Consider the following 18,489-nt stretch of genomic DNA (forward strand, 5'->3'; position numbering starts at 1 on the left):
GAATTTAGGGAATTACGCAATGAGTTTAAGGAGGATAGTAACTTGAGTCCGAAAGAGCGACAATCAATTCCAAAAAAATTTGAAAAATATTTTTATTCATTACCATTAATTGAACAAGCGGGTTTTTTCTTGTGGCCTTCTTTAAATAGTATTGAAATTCAGCCTGAAGAAAAAAAATTATTAAATTTGATTAAACCCTCGGGCGTAATTCTTTTTAAAAGAAATTTACAAAGTTTTGCACAAGCAAGAAATTTAATACAAACTATAAAAAAAGTACGTCGCAATAAAAAAAGCTCTTACAATATACCTTTTATTACTTCAATAGATGAAGAAGGAGGAAGAGTTTCACGTTTGCCTCCTCCTTTTATTAGAGGCAAACCCGCTCTTGAATTTGCTGAATTAAATGACCTAAATGGCCTAGAAAGTCAAATCTTGCATCAAATTTTTGTTGCGAAGAATTTAGGAATTAATAGTTTACTTAGTCCAGTAGTAGATATACTTACAGAACCTTCAAATTTAGTAATTGGAGATAGATGTTTTGGTCGTACTCCTGAAAAGGTTACAAAATTCGCTTCTTTTGTGAATAAAATATTACTAACAGAAAATATGTATTCATGTGCAAAACATTTTCCTGGACATGGAAATACAACGACTGATTCTCATAAAGAATTAAGTGTTAGTAATGTCACTTTAGATGTTTTAAGAAACAGAGAATGGATTCCTTTTAAAAATCTAATAGCTGAAAATGTACCTTTTATTATTACTGCACATGTACTTATACCTGAAATAGATCAAAATAATCCTGCAACACTTAGCAAAACAATTCTCGCAAAATATTTACGAAAAGAATTAGGTTTTAAAGGATTAATCATTAGCGATGACTTACGAATGAATGCGATTGCGGAACATTACAATCAAAAAAGAAAAATACAATCATCAATCACTGAAAATAATAATATCTCTATCCAAGAAGAAGATGATTATTTAAAACAAGCCGCAATTGATGCATTAAAAGCTGGTTGTGACATTTTATTAAGTTGTCAAAGTATTGTTAGAGAAGCAAAAATTGCATATGCAATCGCCAACAAAATGCAGAAAGATAAACTATTCCATAATTTGATGTTGGAGAAAGCGTGGAATATTTTTTCGACCTTAACAAAAAAACAAAAGATGAAAGCTTAATAGCAATAACCGCATATAGTTTGTTATTCCACTTTTTACTAGTACTTGCTATAGCGTTACTTAAACCACATCCTCCTGAATTTATAAGTATCAAGGTTTCTACTAATTCTATTCAATTAAGCACGAATAAAACCCAATCAAACAAACAATCAATTCAAAAACAACAAGATAAAAAAATCCCAAAAGAAGAAATAGTAAAATCAAATACAGCAAAACGCAGCATCCAAAAAGAAATACCAACCGAAAAAACAACCCCTTCTACAAGTGCTAAAGATATTCCTAATCCTACTCCCGAAGGCCAGTCCGCAAATCCTAGTAAAGAATTTTATTCAGCAGAATCAACAGTGGATAAGACGGCTCAATGCACGTTGCCTGAAATAAATTTAACTGAAGACGCAACTAATGCAGGAATTAAAAGTGGTAATGTTATTATAGAAGTTCAAATAAATAGCCAAGGAAAAGTGACTAATGCAACGTTGATAAAGGGAACTGGATATAAAATTGATCAAGTCGCTCTGAATGCAGCAAAAGAATTAAGTTGTCGACCAGCAAGAAGAGATCAAGAAAGCGTCGGAGTTATTAAAAGAATTAATTGGGTTATAGTTCAATAAATTTATCTATTTACTAAATAATTTTATTTTATAATTGCAAAAAAAAGTTTCCTACATTATACAATACTTATATATATTTATTGATATAAATGTATATATTTTATTTATCAAAATACGAGAAATAAATGAAACCAATTAGTGAAAATTTAAAAATAGATAAAAAAGATATTATTTATAATTTATCATTAAATAGCTCTTATCATCAAAAACCTCCAACATCTTATTATGTTAAAGAAAATTTATTTAATAAAAGTATTTTTGATTACTTAAATTCACAAAGTTCATATTTTAATACAGGAATTACGCGCGGAGCAATTTATGCTACATGCACCGTTTTTTATGTAGAATCATTAAATTCATTTTTAAATTTAAATTTTGAAAATATTTTAAATTTCTTAAAAGCAAAAAATATACTAAATAACGAAAAAGAAACTTCAAATTTTAAAGCCCTTTTTTCTTTAGTTAATCAATATATTGAAGACTTTAAAACTTCCATAAAAAATAAAAAATTTATCAATTCGAAAAACATATCTTTTTTTGGCTCTCAAACTAATTATGAAAATATTCCGCAACTATTTTTCCATAATCTTGAAAGTTTTAATAATTTTATCTTAAAAAAAGATATAGGAAATAATGAATTATTTCCAGGATATAAACTTAATAATAAAGAACATTTGTTATCTCTATCACCTTTTGTCATCAAATATTTGCTTAAAAGTTTGTCTCAAGCAAACTGGCAACAGGTTGCCGTTGATTTAAATAGAATGGATGTTTATATCGCACAAAAAAAACATGAATATCACTCATCTGATACAGAACAGGTTAGATTTGAAAAATTTTTATTTGATTTACACAAAATAGGAATTAAGAAAAAAAATATTATTCAATATATTTCAGAATATGCGCATCAAGGAGCATTATTAGCAGGCTGGTCAATGCCGTTATTGAAGCAATTAGCATTATCTAATAAAAATGTTTCAAATGCAGAAGACTTAATTTTAAATTTTGAATCCATTAATGACACTACTATAAGAATTTCAAGCGTTTTCACTTTCAAAATAAGAGATTTAGATTTACCTGATTTCCCTTTTTTAAATTTTTCTAAAAATATAGGTTTGTACTTTTCTAATATATTTAAATTTCCTGAAATAGGGATTTTTGACGAAGTTTTAGTATTACATAATGAACTTGCTATTGTGAATGCAAATGATTTAAATCCTAATGACAGATATATCATTACACAATTAAAACACAATATTTTGTCACTTAATAAAATGAACTCTTACTCTGTAGGAGATAAACTAAATAAGACAAAGTTTAATATTAAATAAAAAAAAGACTAATTTAAAGAGCAATATTTAAATTAGTCAGCTTCTGAATATAAGAATTAGAAATAAGGTTAATCTTTTCTACCACCAAAAATTTGTAATAAACTAATGAACAAGTTGATAAAATTTAAGTACATAGTTAAAGCACCAAAAATCATGAACTTGCCAATTGCTTGGCTATTGCCAGCAGATTGATAAGAAATTTCAAATGCACCTTCACGAATACGTTGCGAGTCATAAGCTGTTAAGCCAGAGAAAACTAAAATTCCTGCCCAACCAGTAAATGATCTTAATATTGGACTATGCATGAATAAATTTAAAATTCCTGCGCCTAGGATCATAAAAAATCCCATGACCAAAAATGTGCGCATAAATCCTAAATTTTTCTTTGTTACTGCGCCAAATATTGCCAAAGCAGCAAAACCCATGGCAGCAATAAAGAAAATAGAAATAACGTTACCAATAGGATAAACATTCATTAATACTGCAAAGGTGAATCCGGTTACTGCTGCATAAACTAGAAATAATGATTTTAAAGCAGTAGCACTTAATTTATTTGCAGCAAAACTCATAACCATAACAAGTGCAATTTGCAGAAGAAAAATTCCAATTATTGATACTGAACCCATCTTTAGTAAATAATTTAAAGTATTTGTTTGAACTATACCAACACCAACAATAGCGCTCAATAAAACACCAAAAGACATCCAGCCATACACACCAGCAATAACTTTACTAGCATTAGCTTGCGCTACTGAATTTTTTCCAGCATTTTCCATCCAGTTTGAATTGTTGTTTTGAAATCGATTCATATTAAATTCCTTCCTTGTGTGAATAATGTTGACTCAACACATTCCATTATAATCTAATCAATCTTTCTTATTTGACAAGACGGTGTTCATTTCTTCATCTCCCACGCCTCTGTCTAATTTCCTGTCCATTTCAAACTTGGGATCATAACCCTCATTTATTTCATAATCACCATCTCCATAGCGGATATATTGGGGGGCAATTTTTTTAGCATATTCTTTTAAAAGTTCTTTAGCATGTTCCAAATCTTCTACTCTATTTAAAACGTCTCTTAAAGCTTTGCTTTGCGGAAAGCCTTTTGTATACCAAAGCAGATGTTTGCGAGCTAAAATAGCAGAAATTTTTGTCTTGCCATAATGCTCTTCTTGGTAAGAAATATGGCGAAGTAATACGTCATACCATTCAGCAAAAGTAGGTTGATAACGTTTGCCTTCTAATATTTCTTTAAATATCCATGGATTTCCAAGCGCCCCACGACTTATCATGACAGCATCACAACCAGTATCTTTCTGCATTTTTTCAGCAAACTCGTAATCAAAAATATCCCCGTTGCCAACTTTAATAGCTTTATTTGGAGTTTTTACCGCTGCTTGCATGGAAAGTTGAATACCTTGCAAATCACATGGTGTCGAATAGGATTCAGAACGAGTACGACCATGAATCGTAAACATATCAACTTGTTCTGCAAGAACTCGATGAGTAGTATCTTCTACATTTAATTGTTCACGCGTGTAACCTAAGCGAAATTTAGCAGATAAAGGCTTTGTTGTTGCTTCTCTCGCCAATTTTACAGTTTGGGAAATGCGTTCTGGCTCTTTTAAAATAGCACTACCGCAGCCCGCATTCACAACTTTTCTTACGGGGCAACCCATGTTGATATCGATAGTATCAAAACCTTGTTTATCTAGCACAGCAACCGCATGAGCTACTTGCGCAGCGTCTGGACCAGTCACTTGCACTCCAAGAATACTTTCTGAAGAATGGCGAGCCATCATGTCGAAGGTTTTCTTGTTTTTATATGCTATGGCAGTTGCAGATAACATTTCAACATATGTGAGCCCTGCCCCCATTTCTTGTGCAATTCTACGAAAAGGAATATCCGAAACTCCTGCTAAAGGTGCTAAAAATACTCTATTTTTTAATTTTAATGACCCCAATTGAATTGGCTGATTAAAAAAGCTGTTCATTTTACTTTACCTTGTCTTTTATCAATTGCCCGCATGCAGCTTGAATATCTCTCCCTTTAGAGAGTCGCACAGTAGCTACCATACCTGCTTTTTTCAATTCTTGCTGAAAAGCAAAAACCCTGCCTAAATCTGGGCGACGATATGCTGCACCTTCATGCTCATTTAATGGGATGAGATTTATTTTTACCGAGATTCCTTGGAGAAGTGAAACCAATTCACTTGCATGCGCAGAGGTGTCATTTATTCCTCGAAGTAGCGTGTATTGAATCATAAAAGAACGACGCGATCCTTGTTGTGAATGCTTGCGTAAAACTTCAACCACATCTGTAATTGAGTGCCTGGTATTTACTGGCATAATTTTGCTACGCTCAGCATTATATGGCGAATGCAGTGATAATGCTACAGCTACTTTTGTTGAAGTTAAAACTTTATCCAATTGAGGTAAAAGTCCTACAGTACTAATTGTTACCTTATTTGGCGAAAAATTTAACCCTTTATTATCACATAGAATATTAGTACTTTCCACAACGTTATCTAAATTGTCTAAAGGCTCTCCCATTCCCATATAAACAACATTAGTGATTCTTTTATATTTAGCGGTTTCATGAGTTAAATTATCTTGTCTCCAGCGTTCAGCTTCCATGATTTGACCAATAATTTCATCAATTTCCAAGTTACGAGCGAGACCCATTCGACCTGTTTGACAAAAACGACAAGCCTGCGCACAGCCAACTTGGGTTGATATACATTGAGTTAAACGCCCTAATTCAGGAATTAAAACACTTTCAACGAGTCTTCCGTCCCGTTTTAAACGCATGATAAATTTCACCGAACCATCTTGCTTACTAGAATCTAAATCAATTATTTCAATAGGATAGTCAAAAGAATAAGATTCATTTAACCATTTTTTCACCTCTTCACTAAGGCCAAAAAATGGTGCGCGGGAAGAATGTTTGTCTTTATAAATTTCTCGATATATCACTTCAGCCCGAAGTACAGATTTTAATTCACCAAACTGAATGGCAATGCTCTTTGCTAATGCCGTTCGATCTAGGCTAAAAATTGATTTCATTTTAGTTGATCCTATAAAGCTTCACCAAATCGGTGACTCTTTATCAAACAAAGTATAAACAACTGGTCAAGGTATTTTTGCCAAAATTCGACTGCTTATGCTATTTTGCTCAAAGCATCTAATTTTATAGGAGTAGATGAATGCAAATTGAAGGTGAATACAATAAGGATAAAAATGTGGATTTCCCTAATATTATTTCTCCTGAATTAATAAAGAAACTTCAACTTGACCTAAACAGAATAAATATTCATCATGCAAGAATTAAGCAAGCTTTAAATAAACAAATAAAAACAACAATTCCTATCATGGGTGCTTGTACAACTAGCAATGGCGGAATTATCTCTTGGAAGCAAATCACACGGATACTTTCTTCCACTTATCATCCTTCAAGAAGAAAATTTCAAAAAAGCTCGTTAGACTTTTGGAGGGAAAACCATTTAGTAACTTGTGTACCTGCTGCTGGAGCAGCTTCTCGCTTTTTTAGTGACTTGCAAAAATACATAATTATTTTAAATGATCTTATTCCAGAATTAAAAGATATTTTTCATAAATTCACAGCCAATAAAACAAGTTTTGAATTAGCTTTTAATGTAAGAAAAAAAATACATTCTACAATATTAAATATTAAAAATATCCCTGAAATATCTGTTTTATTTGATTCCCTTGAAGAACATATTGCTGAAGAAAGTAAAAAAAACTGCTATCAATTTTACTATTATCTATTAGAACTTTTACAAACAGGAACTATAGAAAGTAATTTCAACGAAAGAAATACTAAAAAAACAGTAAAAAAGAAACAAACTTCTCAACAAATAAACGAGCAAGTTATTAGAACTCCTTGGGAATACAACCAACCATTACTAAAAACAAAAACCGAGGAAAAAAACAAAAAAATTGCAAAATATTCTGCTCAAACAAATCATTGGATGGATAGAATAGTTGTCCCAAATAATGCAATAAATCATCAAAAAGAAGAATTCAAAAATGAATATATTTTATTCAACTCCCATGAGCAAAATATTTTAAAATCTTATAGTATTTGTTCAATATTTGTTTATTTATATGGAACAATACCTAAAGCTTTAGTCCCAACTACTATTGAAGGTGATTCTTTTCTAACTTTAAAAATTGCTGAACAAATTAAGTTGTTTCCTTGTTTAGGAAATGTTTTAGTAGTTCCAACTAATTTAAAAAAAGATTTTGAGCAAGAAATAATAAAAAACTCTAGCTACTTACAAGAAAATATAAATGATATTTTTGCGCTAAAAGATTCTCCGTTTGCTCCAACTTGGTTAAAAAATTCCACAAACCAAAAAGGGGATTGGCTTGTATTAGAGCAAGGAAAATCTTTGTCTACTATTCGATTTAATTTAGATGGTACGCCTTATACAGATGAAGATGGCAATTATGTTCCTATATCAGCTGGGCATGGTGAATTAATCCATTTATTTGATTCCATAGCAGACTCCTTTCCAAATGCAGAATGCTTACATATAAGAAATATAGATAACGTCATAGGGACATCAAAAGATCGTATTGAAGAACTTAATATTCCTGCTGAAGCTTTTAAAATTATTCGTGATTGTATAGAAGTTCTTAGGGCAAAAATTGAAGATCATCTTTTTCATGAACAAATAAATAAACAAGCAATATATAAAATACAAGATCAAGAAGTGTTAAAAGTGCTGAATTATTTATGTTCTTTTATTAATCAAGAGTTAGCCCAAGATGGGCTAAATTTATGCTTTAATTCTGAAAAGCATTTTACTGGGATCCCATTTCAAACAATACATAAAATTGTAGGAAATCTATTTCATTGGCAACCGTTAGCAGAACCTTTAAACAATTATTCAGCATGGGAAAAAACGCTTTCTTGGCTTGAACAACCCATCTCTATTTTTGGCGTAGTTCGCAAAGAAGTTGCTGATATCGGTGGAGGGCCTATTTTTGCTGAATTATCTGATGGAACTAAAATAAAATTATGTATTGAAATGCCCCATGTCGATGAAAAAGAAACGATGGAATATTTTGGCCCCCGTGGAAAAGCTACACATTTTAATCCTGTCCTCGCTTTTTTTGAATTAAGAACGAATAAACGTTCCTTTGAAAAAGAACAAGTATTAGGAAAAAAAGTTAATTATTCAAAACTTTTTGACGACAGATTTTGGCTTTTAACAAAACGGGAATACAAAGGCGTACCTGTGTGCTATCATGAAACAGTATTGCATGAATTAATTGGAAATTCAGCAACATCAAATTTGGTCTTTATAGAAGTTCCAAGAACACTTTTTCGTCCGCATAAATCTTTTTTTGATTCATTAGGAAATGATAGGCGTACTTATGGATTTGATGAAACTTTGGTCTCACTCGAAACAAGAAATTTTTAATATTGAGCAAACTATTCCAGAAAAAGGAAAAAAATTTTTCTCTGAATTAGGAAAGCAATTAGAAAAAGACATACAGTTTCTTAAAACCCAAAAAGATTTAGAAAAAAATTTGTTTTTCCATCAATTAAAAGTTTCCTGCGGCTCAATTGAATTAGATCCTCAAAATAAAGAATTAATAAAAGACTATATTTTTATTTATATTCCTGGAGATGCTGGATTTCTAATAGAACCAAATCAAACATATGAAAATTTTTATTTATTTCGTGCAACTAAGCTTATCCAACAAGTAGATTTAGGAAAATCAGATGGAAACTATTCACCATTATTCATCTTAAAAAGCGGCGTAGTCGAAGAATTTACTCTATTAGACGATAATTATATCAGAGTCATTGGTAATAATAAAACACTCTCAATTAAGCAAACCAGTGAAATGCTTTTACTTTTAGCAGATTCTATGCAATAATTACTTTAGAAATTTCAATGTATATATTGGAAGTTGTTTATTTAATGCAGGATCTAAAATAATATATTTTCCACCCTTTTTTGAGTTCATTACAAAAGAATAAATATTTTCAGCGTTACTTAGATTTGAGTGTTTCATTTTTAAATCAAGAAGAAAGGACAATCCAATCGGTGTGGCATATGAACTAACAGCATCTGCTCCTATTGGAGGGTTTGTACCAACATTAAATGTTGAAAATTCTACTACACCGTTAGCATAATTAAATGGTCTTTGTTTTTCAACAGCAATATTAATATAAATATCAGTGCACAGCTCTGAATTTTCATTTCCATTTAGTAAATATTTCTTAGATTTATCTGTTACAATTCCATCAACGGGTATGTCCCTACTCAATGAATTTACATAACCAATTCTAATTCTATTTTTGAGAACTTGACAGTCTGAATAAAAATCAGAATTATTTTTATCAACGTAAATACTTGATGATAAATTTGCTTGGACTAAAAGGACATTATTATTTTCAACTAATTTTGCCAAAAACTGATCAAAATATAATTTATTTACAGCTTTTTTAAAACTACTTTTAATTTTAATATTAGGACAAATTTTGCTAAAAATATTAAAATATGCAGAATCAATTCCCTCTGAAAGAGAAATAAAATTAATATTATAGTCAAGAACTTTTTTATTTATAGTATTCGCTTGATAGGTTAATAAATTTTTTAGCATATCTAATTTATACTCATCTTTCAAAGCATTATTGCAAATAATATCATTCCATCTTTTTTGAGTGTCATAGTATAGTAAAAACTGTGCTTGCGGATTATTATTTGCTAAGAAATTAAAAATACTAACTGAATGCCCACGAGAATTATCCTGCAAAAGTATGTTACTTAGATCACGACCAAGTGATGCAGAAAAAAGTTCTTGATTTGGTTTTAGAGCTTCACTAGGTATAAAATAATGTTCTTCAGGGTTTAAAATTTGAGTTAAAATCTTATTTGCAGTAGAATTAATTTCTATGGATCTATAATCTGTTGTAATTTCTCCATTTGCGCCTTCTACTAAATTTTCTAATACACGATTAAAATATCTAGTATATGCGGCTAATGCCATCCCACTATCATCAATAATCAAAATTCTAAAATTATTACTACTCTCAAGCGGAGTAGCTTTTCCTGGAAAAACAATTTCTTTTGAATTACAAAGATCTGTTCCATTGGCACAAGATTTTTGCCAGTCTCTTATTGCAGAATCAATTTGAAGATTTATATTTTCATAATTATTTTCATCATTTACATTAGAGTTTTCAATAGCAGCATTAGCCATTAGAAAGTTTGAAAAAATTAAAATAAAAAAAGTTATTTTTATTTTCTTAATTTTTCTTAGATAGCGAAGTAGCATTTAAACTCCTATGCGTCAGAAAAGTATTTAGCCATTATTGCAGATGTTTTTTCTCTTCCAAATTTTAATTTTAAAGAAAAAAAGACACTTTGATCAAATATATCTTTTAATTCTTTATTATTTAACTTATTTGAAAAACCTATTTTTGTTAAATATTCACCTAAATTACTTTCTAATTCATCGGAATTTTGAATACTAATAAAAGCACTCACTAAATCATAAAGATCAGCTTCTTCGCCTTTATTTATAGTTTGCTTAGTATCATAATTTTTTGTTATTTTACTTATTGTATCTATAATTGGTTCTTGATTTCCTATTATTGCCAATTCTTTTAAAGATTTAATTGCAAAAACTCTAGCATAAGCTTGATTATCTCCTGCAATTTTAATTGCCATTTCTTTATCTAAAAGAATATCTTGAATTACTTTAATAATATTTTTCTGATCCCCACTGTAATAAACAGAAAAAAATTTATCTTTAAACTCCTTTTCAAAAGTTATATAAGTATATTTATCTTTCAATAAATTAATCATTTTTGTAACTTCAACTTTTTCTTTAAGCAATTCATCATTAGAATTTTTTTTCTCTAATTCACTTACATTTTTCTTTTTACTAATATCTAAAACATATTTGTAATTTTTTAAACCATTTTCTTGATTCACTTTCAAATCGTGTTTAAAAGCAATATTGTCTTTTTTATTCAAAAATAAAGATACAAAAAAAATTGTTAAAATAACGAAAATCAGTACATATTTTTTTTTATTTTTCATTTTAAAATCCAAGTAGTTATTGCAGAAAGATAATTTATTCTCTTACTGCAATGGAATTTAGCATACTCTTTAAATTATTTTGCCAAGCCAAATCACCAACAATAAGACCTTCTGCAAATAAAGTATGCTCTATAGGAGTTTTTCCAGAAGTTAATATATTCAACACATCATCGCTTGTAAACTCGTGTTCGATCTTTTGGATAACCACTGGTTTACCATTTGCTTGTACCAATTTATCTGTTAATTGTACTTTTTCCGCTTCTACCATTTTACCACTACTTAATAAAATTGCATGTTTTTTAGTAACAGCAAGCCGTAAATTATTTTCAGTATAAAAAACGATAAGAGGTTCTTTTTCAGGTCCACTAGTTGTTTGAAAAAGTTCGAATGAATTTGTTTTAATTGCAGATAATTTAGTGTCTTGATGCAGGCTTAATACTCTATAATGTTGTTTTTCTGAAATTATTTTTGCAATTTTTTCATAACCCATGTAATTAATATCTTTTCCTACAACAAAAATTCTTGTATTTTTCTCAAAACATCCACATGAACACCATGCTCTTAAAATATTATTACGATCACAAATTGGGTATGAATTATAAGCGACTAAAGAATCAAATTCTTCTTTATTTATACAACCACTTTTAAGTCCATAATCTCTTTCGCCCTGGCAAGTGGGAGCATCAGGAATGTTATCTACACAACGACCATTTCTATCAGTTGGACCGATAATTCTATTTCCAGCAAAAGTGGTATTACTGATAGAAATTATTGATATTATAATACTAGTAAAAAGCAAAACTCGTTTTAGTAACGTATTATACATATAAACTCCTTTTGATTGAAAATGTATCAGTAACTCTATATTTAAATTTTCATTTTGAAAAATTCTTAATATTTTTTAGAAAAATGAATATTTATGGCTTTAAATCAAAACAAAATTACTGAATTATTTTATTAGTAGTCAAAAGAATGACGTTTAATTATTTTTCCTGAGTTTTAACTTTTAATAATTGTACCAAAAAATTTAAATCCATGGATTTTTTAACCCATGATTTAGAAAAAAATAAACTTTATTTTTGAAAAATATTTTATATTTTTTTTAAAATGTAATTCTACTTTTCTTTCACCCTATGCAATAATACTTTCGATTGATCTGCATATCTAACACCTACATAAATAGATACGAGCACGCAAAGCATTCCAAGAAATGTCGTCAAATGAAATGGTTCATTCAAAAATATAATTGCCAATATAGCCGAACTTATTGGGATAACACCTGTCATTAATGCTGCCGTGTTTGAATCGATTTTAGCGATACCCCTATTGTAAAAAGTATAAAATAAAGCACCACTAAATAAACCAATAAAAAAACTTAATAGCCAGATATTTGAATCTATTTGCAAGAAATTTATATCCCTTGCTGAATATAATGCAAAAGGCAAGCAAAACAGACCATTTAATAAATTAATTAACAATCCAGAAACAATTGGACAGACCTTAATTTTTATCATTTTCGCAAATATGGTGAATAATGCTTCAGGAACCATTGCTAAAAAAACAATAAAATTTCCGAGAATCATCTGCTGTGATGTGTGTTCTACAATTTTATCGTTTGCTAATTGCCCTGGTATTCTTGTTAAATTTAAAATCATAATTCCTAAAACAACTAAACAAACACTCAAAACATGAATACGTTTTAAAGGTTGTCTTAAAAATAAATATGAAAAAATAACAATTATAGTTGGAATAGAACTGCCAATAATACCAACTGAAGTCGCAGTAGTTTTATTTAATCCATACATATAAATGAAATTAAAGAAAACTCCTCCAGAAAGAGCCATTAATAAATAGATAAACCAATCATAGCTATTGAATTTATTATCTTCTAAATAAAATTTAAATTTCTTCATTACAATTGCCATAAATAGCAATATTAATACACCAAAAATATATCTTAATTCTAACAACAGCATTAAAGGCGCTTTTTCAATTAAAAATTTATTTAAAATGATATTTACACCAACAAAAGAATTAGCAATACCTATTTCTAAAACACCTATAAGGTAATTATTATTTTTTTTCACTCAATATTTCCACCAATAAATTAGTATAAAAATTTACCAAATTCTTTTGCGGGATTGAAAGTTTTATTTTTTTCTACAAATTCTAAAGCACTTGCTGCTTTCCAATATTCTGGTTTTTGGACTAAAAATTCTTTATAAGCATTTACAGCTTTACAAGCTTCTTGTTCCTTTAAATCAGACAGCATTTCAATAGCTAGATTTAATAAAGGAACTTCTAATTCTGTGTAATCTTGTTTTTCAGTAAATACTTTTTTGAAATCAACTTTTTTCTTTTTCAAAAACTGCCATACTTCTTTTCTTACTTTACTAGTTTTAGCTAATGCCCAAAAAAATGCGACAGGTGCAAAAGTATGTTCAAAAGGTTGAGCATCGATATGTCTTATTTCTAAAAAATCTCTTAACCTTAAATGCGGAAATAAAGTTCCTAAATGGGTTTCCCAACTATTTAAATCTGGATATTTTCCTTTGTAACCATTTTCTAACCATCCTTCAAAAGATAATTCATTAAACAAAGGTTGTTCTAGAATAGGCAAACCATCAATAAAAAATACATTCGCCTTTTTTGCCCACTGTGCATATGCACACTCGGAATTATCTGAAAATGGCATGTCCTTTGGTATTCCTGAACGAGTCGGGTCCATTTTTTCCCAAATTTCTTGTCTTTCAGAATAAAAGTTACTTTTTTTTCCTTTAAAATAGCGAGAATTAGCAAATAGCTTTTGAGTAATAGGCACTAATACTAAAATTAAATTAACTGCATCTTGCCAATTTTCATCACCAAAAATATCTAAATTGGCTTGAACAGTTGCGCTATGCCGCATCATATCAATACCACGCAATTGAGGAGCGGACTCAAAATATCGTGTCATGATTTGATAACGTTCTTTCGGAAGTACAAGAGGATGATCATTTTTAGAAATAGGATTTGTTCCATGGGATAAAAAAACCAATTCACCAGCAGCGGCTTCTTCTATTATTTTAAGACCTTTAGTAACATTTTCAATGACGTCTGTTAATTTTTCAAATGGCGCCGAAGAGTATTCTAACTGTCCCCCAGGTTCAACACTAATATTTCCCCCATGTTTCAGAAAAATGTCTGTTATTAAAGAGGAAGATTCATCATATTTTATTTTAATTGGGGTAGAGATTTCAGCAACTCTTTTCAAAAAAGATTGCACATCTAATTTAGCAGATTCAGTCCCAATCGGAGCTAAGGTTTTTGCATCAAAGGCATGCATTTCCATTTCTAAACCAATTTTTTCCATTCCCTCTCTCGTACCTTTAATTGGTTGAGTCCATACACGGGAACAAATATTTTTATCAACTAAAGATTTTTGAGATAACATTGTTGTAGCTCCAAAAAAACAATAAGGAGCCTCATCTTATTTTTTTTGGATGGCGGGATCAAGTTGCAAAGCGAAATCAGTAACCCCTTCAGAACGAAGAGCATCCATAACAACAACTACAGAATTATAAACAGCTTCTTTATCAGCACTAATCATAGCTACAACTTTTGCTTTATTTTTTGTTGCATCTCTTGCTACAGTTTTTAATTCATCTACAGATGTTGATTTACCATCTAACATGAATTCACCTGACTTGCCTATGGAAATATTAAATGTCTTTTGGTTTTCTAATTGCTCAGCAGTAGTCGCCTTCGGCAACTCTAGCTTCATTCCTTTATTTACAATGAAATGAGCAGTAACCATAAATATAACAAGAAGAACTAAAACAACATCAACAAAAGGAGTTATATTTATATCAACAATAGGATCTTCATCACCTCCACCTGTTTTTCCCGCCATAATTAGTTACCTTTCTTTTTGTTACCACTGTTACCACTGTTACCACTGTTACTTCCCGCTAATCCTAAATGCGTTATAACAATTCTGGATGTAGCATCAGTGTTAGCCATTCTCTTTTTTATTGCTCTATTGAAGAAGTTAAAAGCTACAACAGCAGGAATGGCAACTAATAATCCTAAAGCTGTTGCCACCAAAGCTTCAGAAATAGAAGCCATTATGACTTCTGGACCTGGATTTGCAGAAGTAGATAGCGCATGGAAAGCTTCAATAATTCCAATAATCGTACCAAACAAACCTAAAAAAGGCGTGTTACTTCCTAAAGTCCCAAGAACAACTAATCCTTTTTCTAATCTAGTTTTTGCAGCAATCATAGTTGCATTCATAGACTCTTCAGAGGCTTTTAAATTATTCAATCCTCTTTCTAACCCGACAGCAGCAACATTTGCTTCCAACATTTTTTGTCCTGAACACCATGCAGCTGTTTGCTCTAGAGATTCGTTTGAATTGAGCCTTTGAGTTAAATTTTTAATAAATTCAGGAAAATCACCACGCATTTTATGAAAAAAAAGAATTCTATCAATAATGATAGCTACATTTACAATGCTACACACAATTAAGGTATACATTACCCATTGAGGACCCGTTGCTAGAGAAAATTTTAGGAATTCTTGGGTAAGGTTCATTTTCAAACTCCATTCTGCAAGAAAAATCTTGTTACTTTGTTAAGTAGTAAACTCTAAGTTTTCGTAAATACCATATAACAGTTCTTTAGCTCTTGTTAATGCAGGTCGTGCAAGCGCCTCTTCAACATCTTTCACATATTCTTCTTTCCTTACTCCACATAAAACACTTGTTACACCTGGTAACCAGGCTAAAGTGCTGACCACAAATTGAGACAAGGTAGCATCATCATAGCCAGGAACATCTTCTAATTGCTCCTTGGCTAAACGTTCTAAATCCTGTGCTAACTTTGACCAATTTTGTAAACCAATTTTCATTCCATCATCAAGATGCTGTAACTCTTCAGGTTTTACCTGCGGACGAGTCAATCGAATGAGTCCATCATTGAACATGGCATTGAATGGTCTGTTTATCATTGTACCAATATTATTTTTTAGTGCATAGGAAAGAGTTGATTCGCCAATTTCATCTCTGTCATAAAATACGGGGGAAATTTCTAGCCAGTTAAGGGGAAATTGAACAACTTTAAAATTATGTTTTTCACTAATTGAACAAGCAATTTCATGGACTTTTTTTAATGAAACCGAAGCATATTCCTCAGCGGGAGCTCCTAAATTATTTGAACTAATTCCATAAGCTTTAATTTTCCCTAAAGTAACTAATTTTTCTAAAGCTAAAAAACTTTCTTTTAAACGTTGAAAAAAAAGTTCTTTAGCTTTTTCAACGTCAATTCCTTCTAGCTCAAATTTTTTAAGCATATATTCTGGATTATGTAATAAGTAAACATCAATAGTAGAAACATTCATTCTATTTAAAGAACGCTCGACTTGATCAAAAATAAATTCTGGATGGATACAATGCCAAATTTCATCTCCAAATTTAATCATTTCAGGAAATGGTTGATTTTGTTTCTCTCTGGTTTTTGCTAATTCAAGATTAGAGCCTTGGACGTATCCTACTTTAGAAACAATAACCATATTTTCTCTGGTAATTACTTTTTCTTCGATTAGTTTCCCAAGGGTTTTTCCAATAAGAAGTTCAGCTTGTCCAAAACCATAATTTGAACTCGTATCAATTAAATTCATACCTTTTCTAATGGCTAATTCTAAAGCATCAGCAGAATGCGGAAAACCTAAATGTTTTGCATATCCAATTCTATAACTGCCAAAACCTACCGGCGAAACACTTGGCCCCCCTGAGTATAATATTCTTCTACGAGTTTCAAAGACTCTTCCTAATGATTGATTTGAAGGTTTTGTACTTAATGCTGTTGCAAATCCCTTAAGTGCACTCATAAACATTCCTTAAAATTAAATTTAATTGCCTTGGCTAATTCCTAGCATAGGAGAAACCTTTGATGCTTTCCAAGCTGGATACAACGCTCCGATAAACGATAAGATCAGAGAGGTAAAAAAGGCAAATACTATCAAGGTCACATCTATGTGTACAGGAATTCGTTCTATGTTATAAAACTTTTGAAAATCACCTAAAGAGAGTCCTGAAAAAATCTTTAAAATTCCAAGACCCGTTAAAACTCCTAATGACGATCCTAAAAATCCTAGAATAAGACCGGACATTACAAAAGAAGAAATTACTAACGATTTTTTTGCACCCAAAGCCCTTAATATAGCAATTTGTTTTGCTCGATTCATCACAGTTAAACCTAAAGTAACTACAATATTAAATCCTGCAACAAATGAAATTATTAAAACAATTAATTTTATAGCAGTACCATCTCTTTTTATTTGCTCAAATAGTCCTGCATGTATTTCTTGCCAAGCAATAACATTATAAGGTAAATCAATATTCAATTTATTAGCTACAATAATAGCCTCATCAGGATTTTTTAAATTTATTTCTATACCACTGGCCCAATTATTTAGTCCAAATAATTTTACTCCATCTTGAAAATTCATTAAGACCTGTTTCTTATCAAATTCAGAAAGACCCGAATTCATTATTCCAGTAACATACAATTTGTTATATCGAATTCCTACTTTTTTGTACTCTGAAGTAAAAGACATTAAAGTAACTACAGTGCCTATTTTGGCGTCTAAAGAATCAGCCAACCCTTTCCCCAAAATAACATGTGGAAGTTGATCTCTTAATTTATCATCATTTAAAGTATTTCTATTTTCGTCTATTAAAGGACTTGAAATATTTAATGTAGTTAAAGCATTTTCAGGAAATAAATACTTATTTATATGCACAGCTGAAGCAGAGTTAGTTCCTTCAATTGCTCTTATATAAACAGTTGCTGTTTCTTTTCCATTGCTTAATATAGATTCGTGGTAAACAAAGCTACTCATTTTTTCAACTTTAGCTGGAATAAACTCTTCTAATTCTTTTATTAATTTTGTTGGATTTGTTAACCCAGCAGGAGAATAGATTGTTACGTTTGGATTCACAGAAGAGATAATATTTTTTAATTCATTTTGAAAACTATTTAAAACTGTAATAACGACTAAAAAAGCTGACAAACCAAAACAAATTCCAACTATTGAAACTAAAGAAGTAAAACTTAATTTTTTGGAGTTTTTTTTGCATAAAAAATTAAGAGATAATCTAACTAAAAGATTCACTGTACTTTACCTCATTTCGAAATAATTTAAGACAAGATAGAAGTATCGGTTCTCGTCTCTGACAAAAGCTTTATCATAACCAGAAAAATCTCAAAGCAATTCTGCAAATTAAACTTTTTT

General features: G+C 30.3%; 17 protein-coding genes. 5 read left to right on the top strand and 12 right to left on the bottom strand.

Annotated elements, in window-relative coordinates; genetic code table 11:
* Positions 1-42: 42 nt before the first annotated feature.
* From QEJ31_RS15650 to QEJ31_RS15660, 3 genes are all read left to right on the top strand, one after another.
* The gene (locus tag QEJ31_RS15650) at positions 43-1,182 is read left to right on the top strand and encodes a glycoside hydrolase family 3 N-terminal domain-containing protein (protein WP_280591581.1); all 1,140 of its coding nucleotides are present in this window, start codon (positions 43-45) and stop codon (positions 1,180-1,182) included.
* Positions 1,134-1,793 carry a TonB family protein gene (locus QEJ31_RS15655; protein ID WP_280591582.1) on the top strand — a complete coding sequence of 220 codons (660 nt, stop codon included), beginning with the start codon at positions 1,134-1,136 and terminating at the stop codon, positions 1,791-1,793. Before QEJ31_RS15650 ends, QEJ31_RS15655 begins: the two co-directional genes overlap by 49 nt.
* A 125-nt stretch (positions 1,794-1,918) precedes the next feature.
* Positions 1,919-3,124 (top strand): hypothetical protein, encoded by a 1,206-nt coding sequence (locus QEJ31_RS15660; RefSeq protein ID WP_280591585.1) that lies wholly within the window; start codon positions 1,919-1,921, stop codon positions 3,122-3,124.
* 68 nt (positions 3,125-3,192) lie between these two features.
* Here the strand turns inward: QEJ31_RS15660 and QEJ31_RS15665 are convergent, their stop codons facing one another.
* The 3 genes from QEJ31_RS15665 to rlmN are packed head-to-tail and all read right to left on the bottom strand — an operon-like array spanning position 3,193 to position 6,190.
* Complete coding sequence (locus QEJ31_RS15665) at positions 3,193-3,933, bottom strand: Bax inhibitor-1/YccA family protein (RefSeq protein WP_280591587.1); 741 nt, start codon at positions 3,931-3,933, stop codon at positions 3,193-3,195.
* Positions 3,934-3,990: 57 nt separating this feature from the next.
* The gene (locus tag QEJ31_RS15670; protein ID WP_280591589.1) at positions 3,991-5,118 is read right to left on the bottom strand and encodes a tRNA-dihydrouridine synthase; all 1,128 of its coding nucleotides are present in this window, start codon (positions 5,116-5,118) and stop codon (positions 3,991-3,993) included.
* 1 nt (position 5,119) lies between these two features.
* Entirely contained in the window at positions 5,120-6,190 is a 1,071-nt protein-coding gene (rlmN, locus tag QEJ31_RS15675; protein WP_280591591.1) for a 23S rRNA (adenine(2503)-C(2))-methyltransferase RlmN, read from the bottom strand.
* A gap of 140 nt (positions 6,191-6,330) precedes the next feature.
* Between rlmN and QEJ31_RS15680 the strand changes: the two genes are divergently transcribed.
* Together QEJ31_RS15680 and QEJ31_RS15685 are read left to right on the top strand one after the other, a co-directional pair.
* On the top strand, positions 6,331-8,577 hold the full coding sequence (locus tag QEJ31_RS15680) for a DUF4301 family protein (RefSeq protein WP_280591593.1): 2,247 nt from the start codon (positions 6,331-6,333) through the stop codon (positions 8,575-8,577).
* Positions 8,531-9,040, top strand: a complete 510-nt coding sequence (locus QEJ31_RS15685) for a hypothetical protein (protein ID WP_280591595.1) — start codon at positions 8,531-8,533, stop codon at positions 9,038-9,040. Before QEJ31_RS15680 ends, QEJ31_RS15685 begins: the two co-directional genes overlap by 47 nt.
* Here the strand turns inward: QEJ31_RS15685 and QEJ31_RS15690 are convergent, their stop codons facing one another.
* The 9 genes from QEJ31_RS15690 to QEJ31_RS15730 form a co-directional block, all read right to left on the bottom strand.
* Positions 9,041-10,444: a hypothetical protein gene (locus tag QEJ31_RS15690; RefSeq protein WP_280591597.1), complete on the bottom strand. Its 1,404-nt coding sequence runs from the start codon at positions 10,442-10,444 to the stop codon at positions 9,041-9,043.
* 8 nt (positions 10,445-10,452) lie between these two features.
* Positions 10,453-11,214 (bottom strand): hypothetical protein, encoded by a 762-nt coding sequence (locus QEJ31_RS15695; RefSeq protein WP_280591599.1) that lies wholly within the window; start codon positions 11,212-11,214, stop codon positions 10,453-10,455.
* Between the two features lie 34 nt (positions 11,215-11,248).
* A complete protein-coding gene (locus QEJ31_RS15700; RefSeq protein WP_280591601.1) occupies positions 11,249-12,040 on the bottom strand; it encodes a Hint domain-containing protein in 792 nt (263 codons plus the stop codon).
* Between the two features lie 289 nt (positions 12,041-12,329).
* A complete protein-coding gene (locus QEJ31_RS15705) occupies positions 12,330-13,301 on the bottom strand; it encodes a DMT family transporter (RefSeq protein ID WP_280591603.1) in 972 nt (323 codons plus the stop codon).
* Between the two features lie 20 nt (positions 13,302-13,321).
* Complete coding sequence (locus tag QEJ31_RS15710) at positions 13,322-14,647, bottom strand: glutamate-cysteine ligase family protein (protein WP_280591604.1); 1,326 nt, start codon at positions 14,645-14,647, stop codon at positions 13,322-13,324.
* A 36-nt stretch (positions 14,648-14,683) separates the two neighbouring features.
* Complete coding sequence (locus QEJ31_RS15715; protein WP_280591605.1) at positions 14,684-15,106, bottom strand: biopolymer transporter ExbD; 423 nt, start codon at positions 15,104-15,106, stop codon at positions 14,684-14,686.
* Positions 15,107-15,108: 2 nt separating this feature from the next.
* Positions 15,109-15,789 carry a MotA/TolQ/ExbB proton channel family protein gene (locus QEJ31_RS15720; RefSeq protein WP_280591606.1) on the bottom strand — a complete coding sequence of 227 codons (681 nt, stop codon included), beginning with the start codon at positions 15,787-15,789 and terminating at the stop codon, positions 15,109-15,111.
* 39 nt (positions 15,790-15,828) lie between these two features.
* A complete protein-coding gene (locus QEJ31_RS15725; RefSeq protein ID WP_280591608.1) occupies positions 15,829-17,082 on the bottom strand; it encodes an aldo/keto reductase in 1,254 nt (417 codons plus the stop codon).
* A gap of 21 nt (positions 17,083-17,103) precedes the next feature.
* Positions 17,104-18,369 carry an FtsX-like permease family protein gene (locus tag QEJ31_RS15730; protein ID WP_280591609.1) on the bottom strand — a complete coding sequence of 422 codons (1,266 nt, stop codon included), beginning with the start codon at positions 18,367-18,369 and terminating at the stop codon, positions 17,104-17,106.
* Between the last annotated feature and the right edge of the window lie 120 nt (positions 18,370-18,489).

Origin of the sequence: Pigmentibacter sp. JX0631, assembly GCF_029873255.1 — a bacterium.
In the GTDB taxonomy this organism is placed as follows: Bacteria; Bdellovibrionota_B; Oligoflexia; order Silvanigrellales; family Silvanigrellaceae; genus Silvanigrella.

Coding starts and splice junctions, on each gene's coding strand:
- QEJ31_RS15690 (WP_280591597.1), bottom strand. CDS start 10,444: ATGCTACTTCGCTATCTAAGAAAAATTAAGAAAATAAAAATAACTTTT.
- QEJ31_RS15715 (WP_280591605.1), bottom strand. CDS start 15,106: ATGGCGGGAAAAACAGGTGGAGGTGATGAAGATCCTATTGTTGATATA.
- QEJ31_RS15725 (WP_280591608.1), bottom strand. CDS start 17,082: ATGAGTGCACTTAAGGGATTTGCAACAGCATTAAGTACAAAACCTTCA.
- QEJ31_RS15700 (WP_280591601.1), bottom strand. CDS start 12,040: ATGTATAATACGTTACTAAAACGAGTTTTGCTTTTTACTAGTATTATA.
- QEJ31_RS15680 (WP_280591593.1), top strand. CDS start 6,331: ATGCAAATTGAAGGTGAATACAATAAGGATAAAAATGTGGATTTCCCT.
- QEJ31_RS15660 (WP_280591585.1), top strand. CDS start 1,919: ATGAAACCAATTAGTGAAAATTTAAAAATAGATAAAAAAGATATTATT.
- QEJ31_RS15670 (WP_280591589.1), bottom strand. CDS start 5,118: ATGAACAGCTTTTTTAATCAGCCAATTCAATTGGGGTCATTAAAATTA.
- QEJ31_RS15710 (WP_280591604.1), bottom strand. CDS start 14,647: ATGTTATCTCAAAAATCTTTAGTTGATAAAAATATTTGTTCCCGTGTA.
- QEJ31_RS15695 (WP_280591599.1), bottom strand. CDS start 11,214: ATGAAAAATAAAAAAAAATATGTACTGATTTTCGTTATTTTAACAATT.
- rlmN (WP_280591591.1), bottom strand. CDS start 6,190: ATGAAATCAATTTTTAGCCTAGATCGAACGGCATTAGCAAAGAGCATT.
- QEJ31_RS15720 (WP_280591606.1), bottom strand. CDS start 15,789: ATGAACCTTACCCAAGAATTCCTAAAATTTTCTCTAGCAACGGGTCCT.
- QEJ31_RS15685 (WP_280591595.1), top strand. CDS start 8,531: ATGGATTTGATGAAACTTTGGTCTCACTCGAAACAAGAAATTTTTAAT.
- QEJ31_RS15665 (WP_280591587.1), bottom strand. CDS start 3,933: ATGAATCGATTTCAAAACAACAATTCAAACTGGATGGAAAATGCTGGA.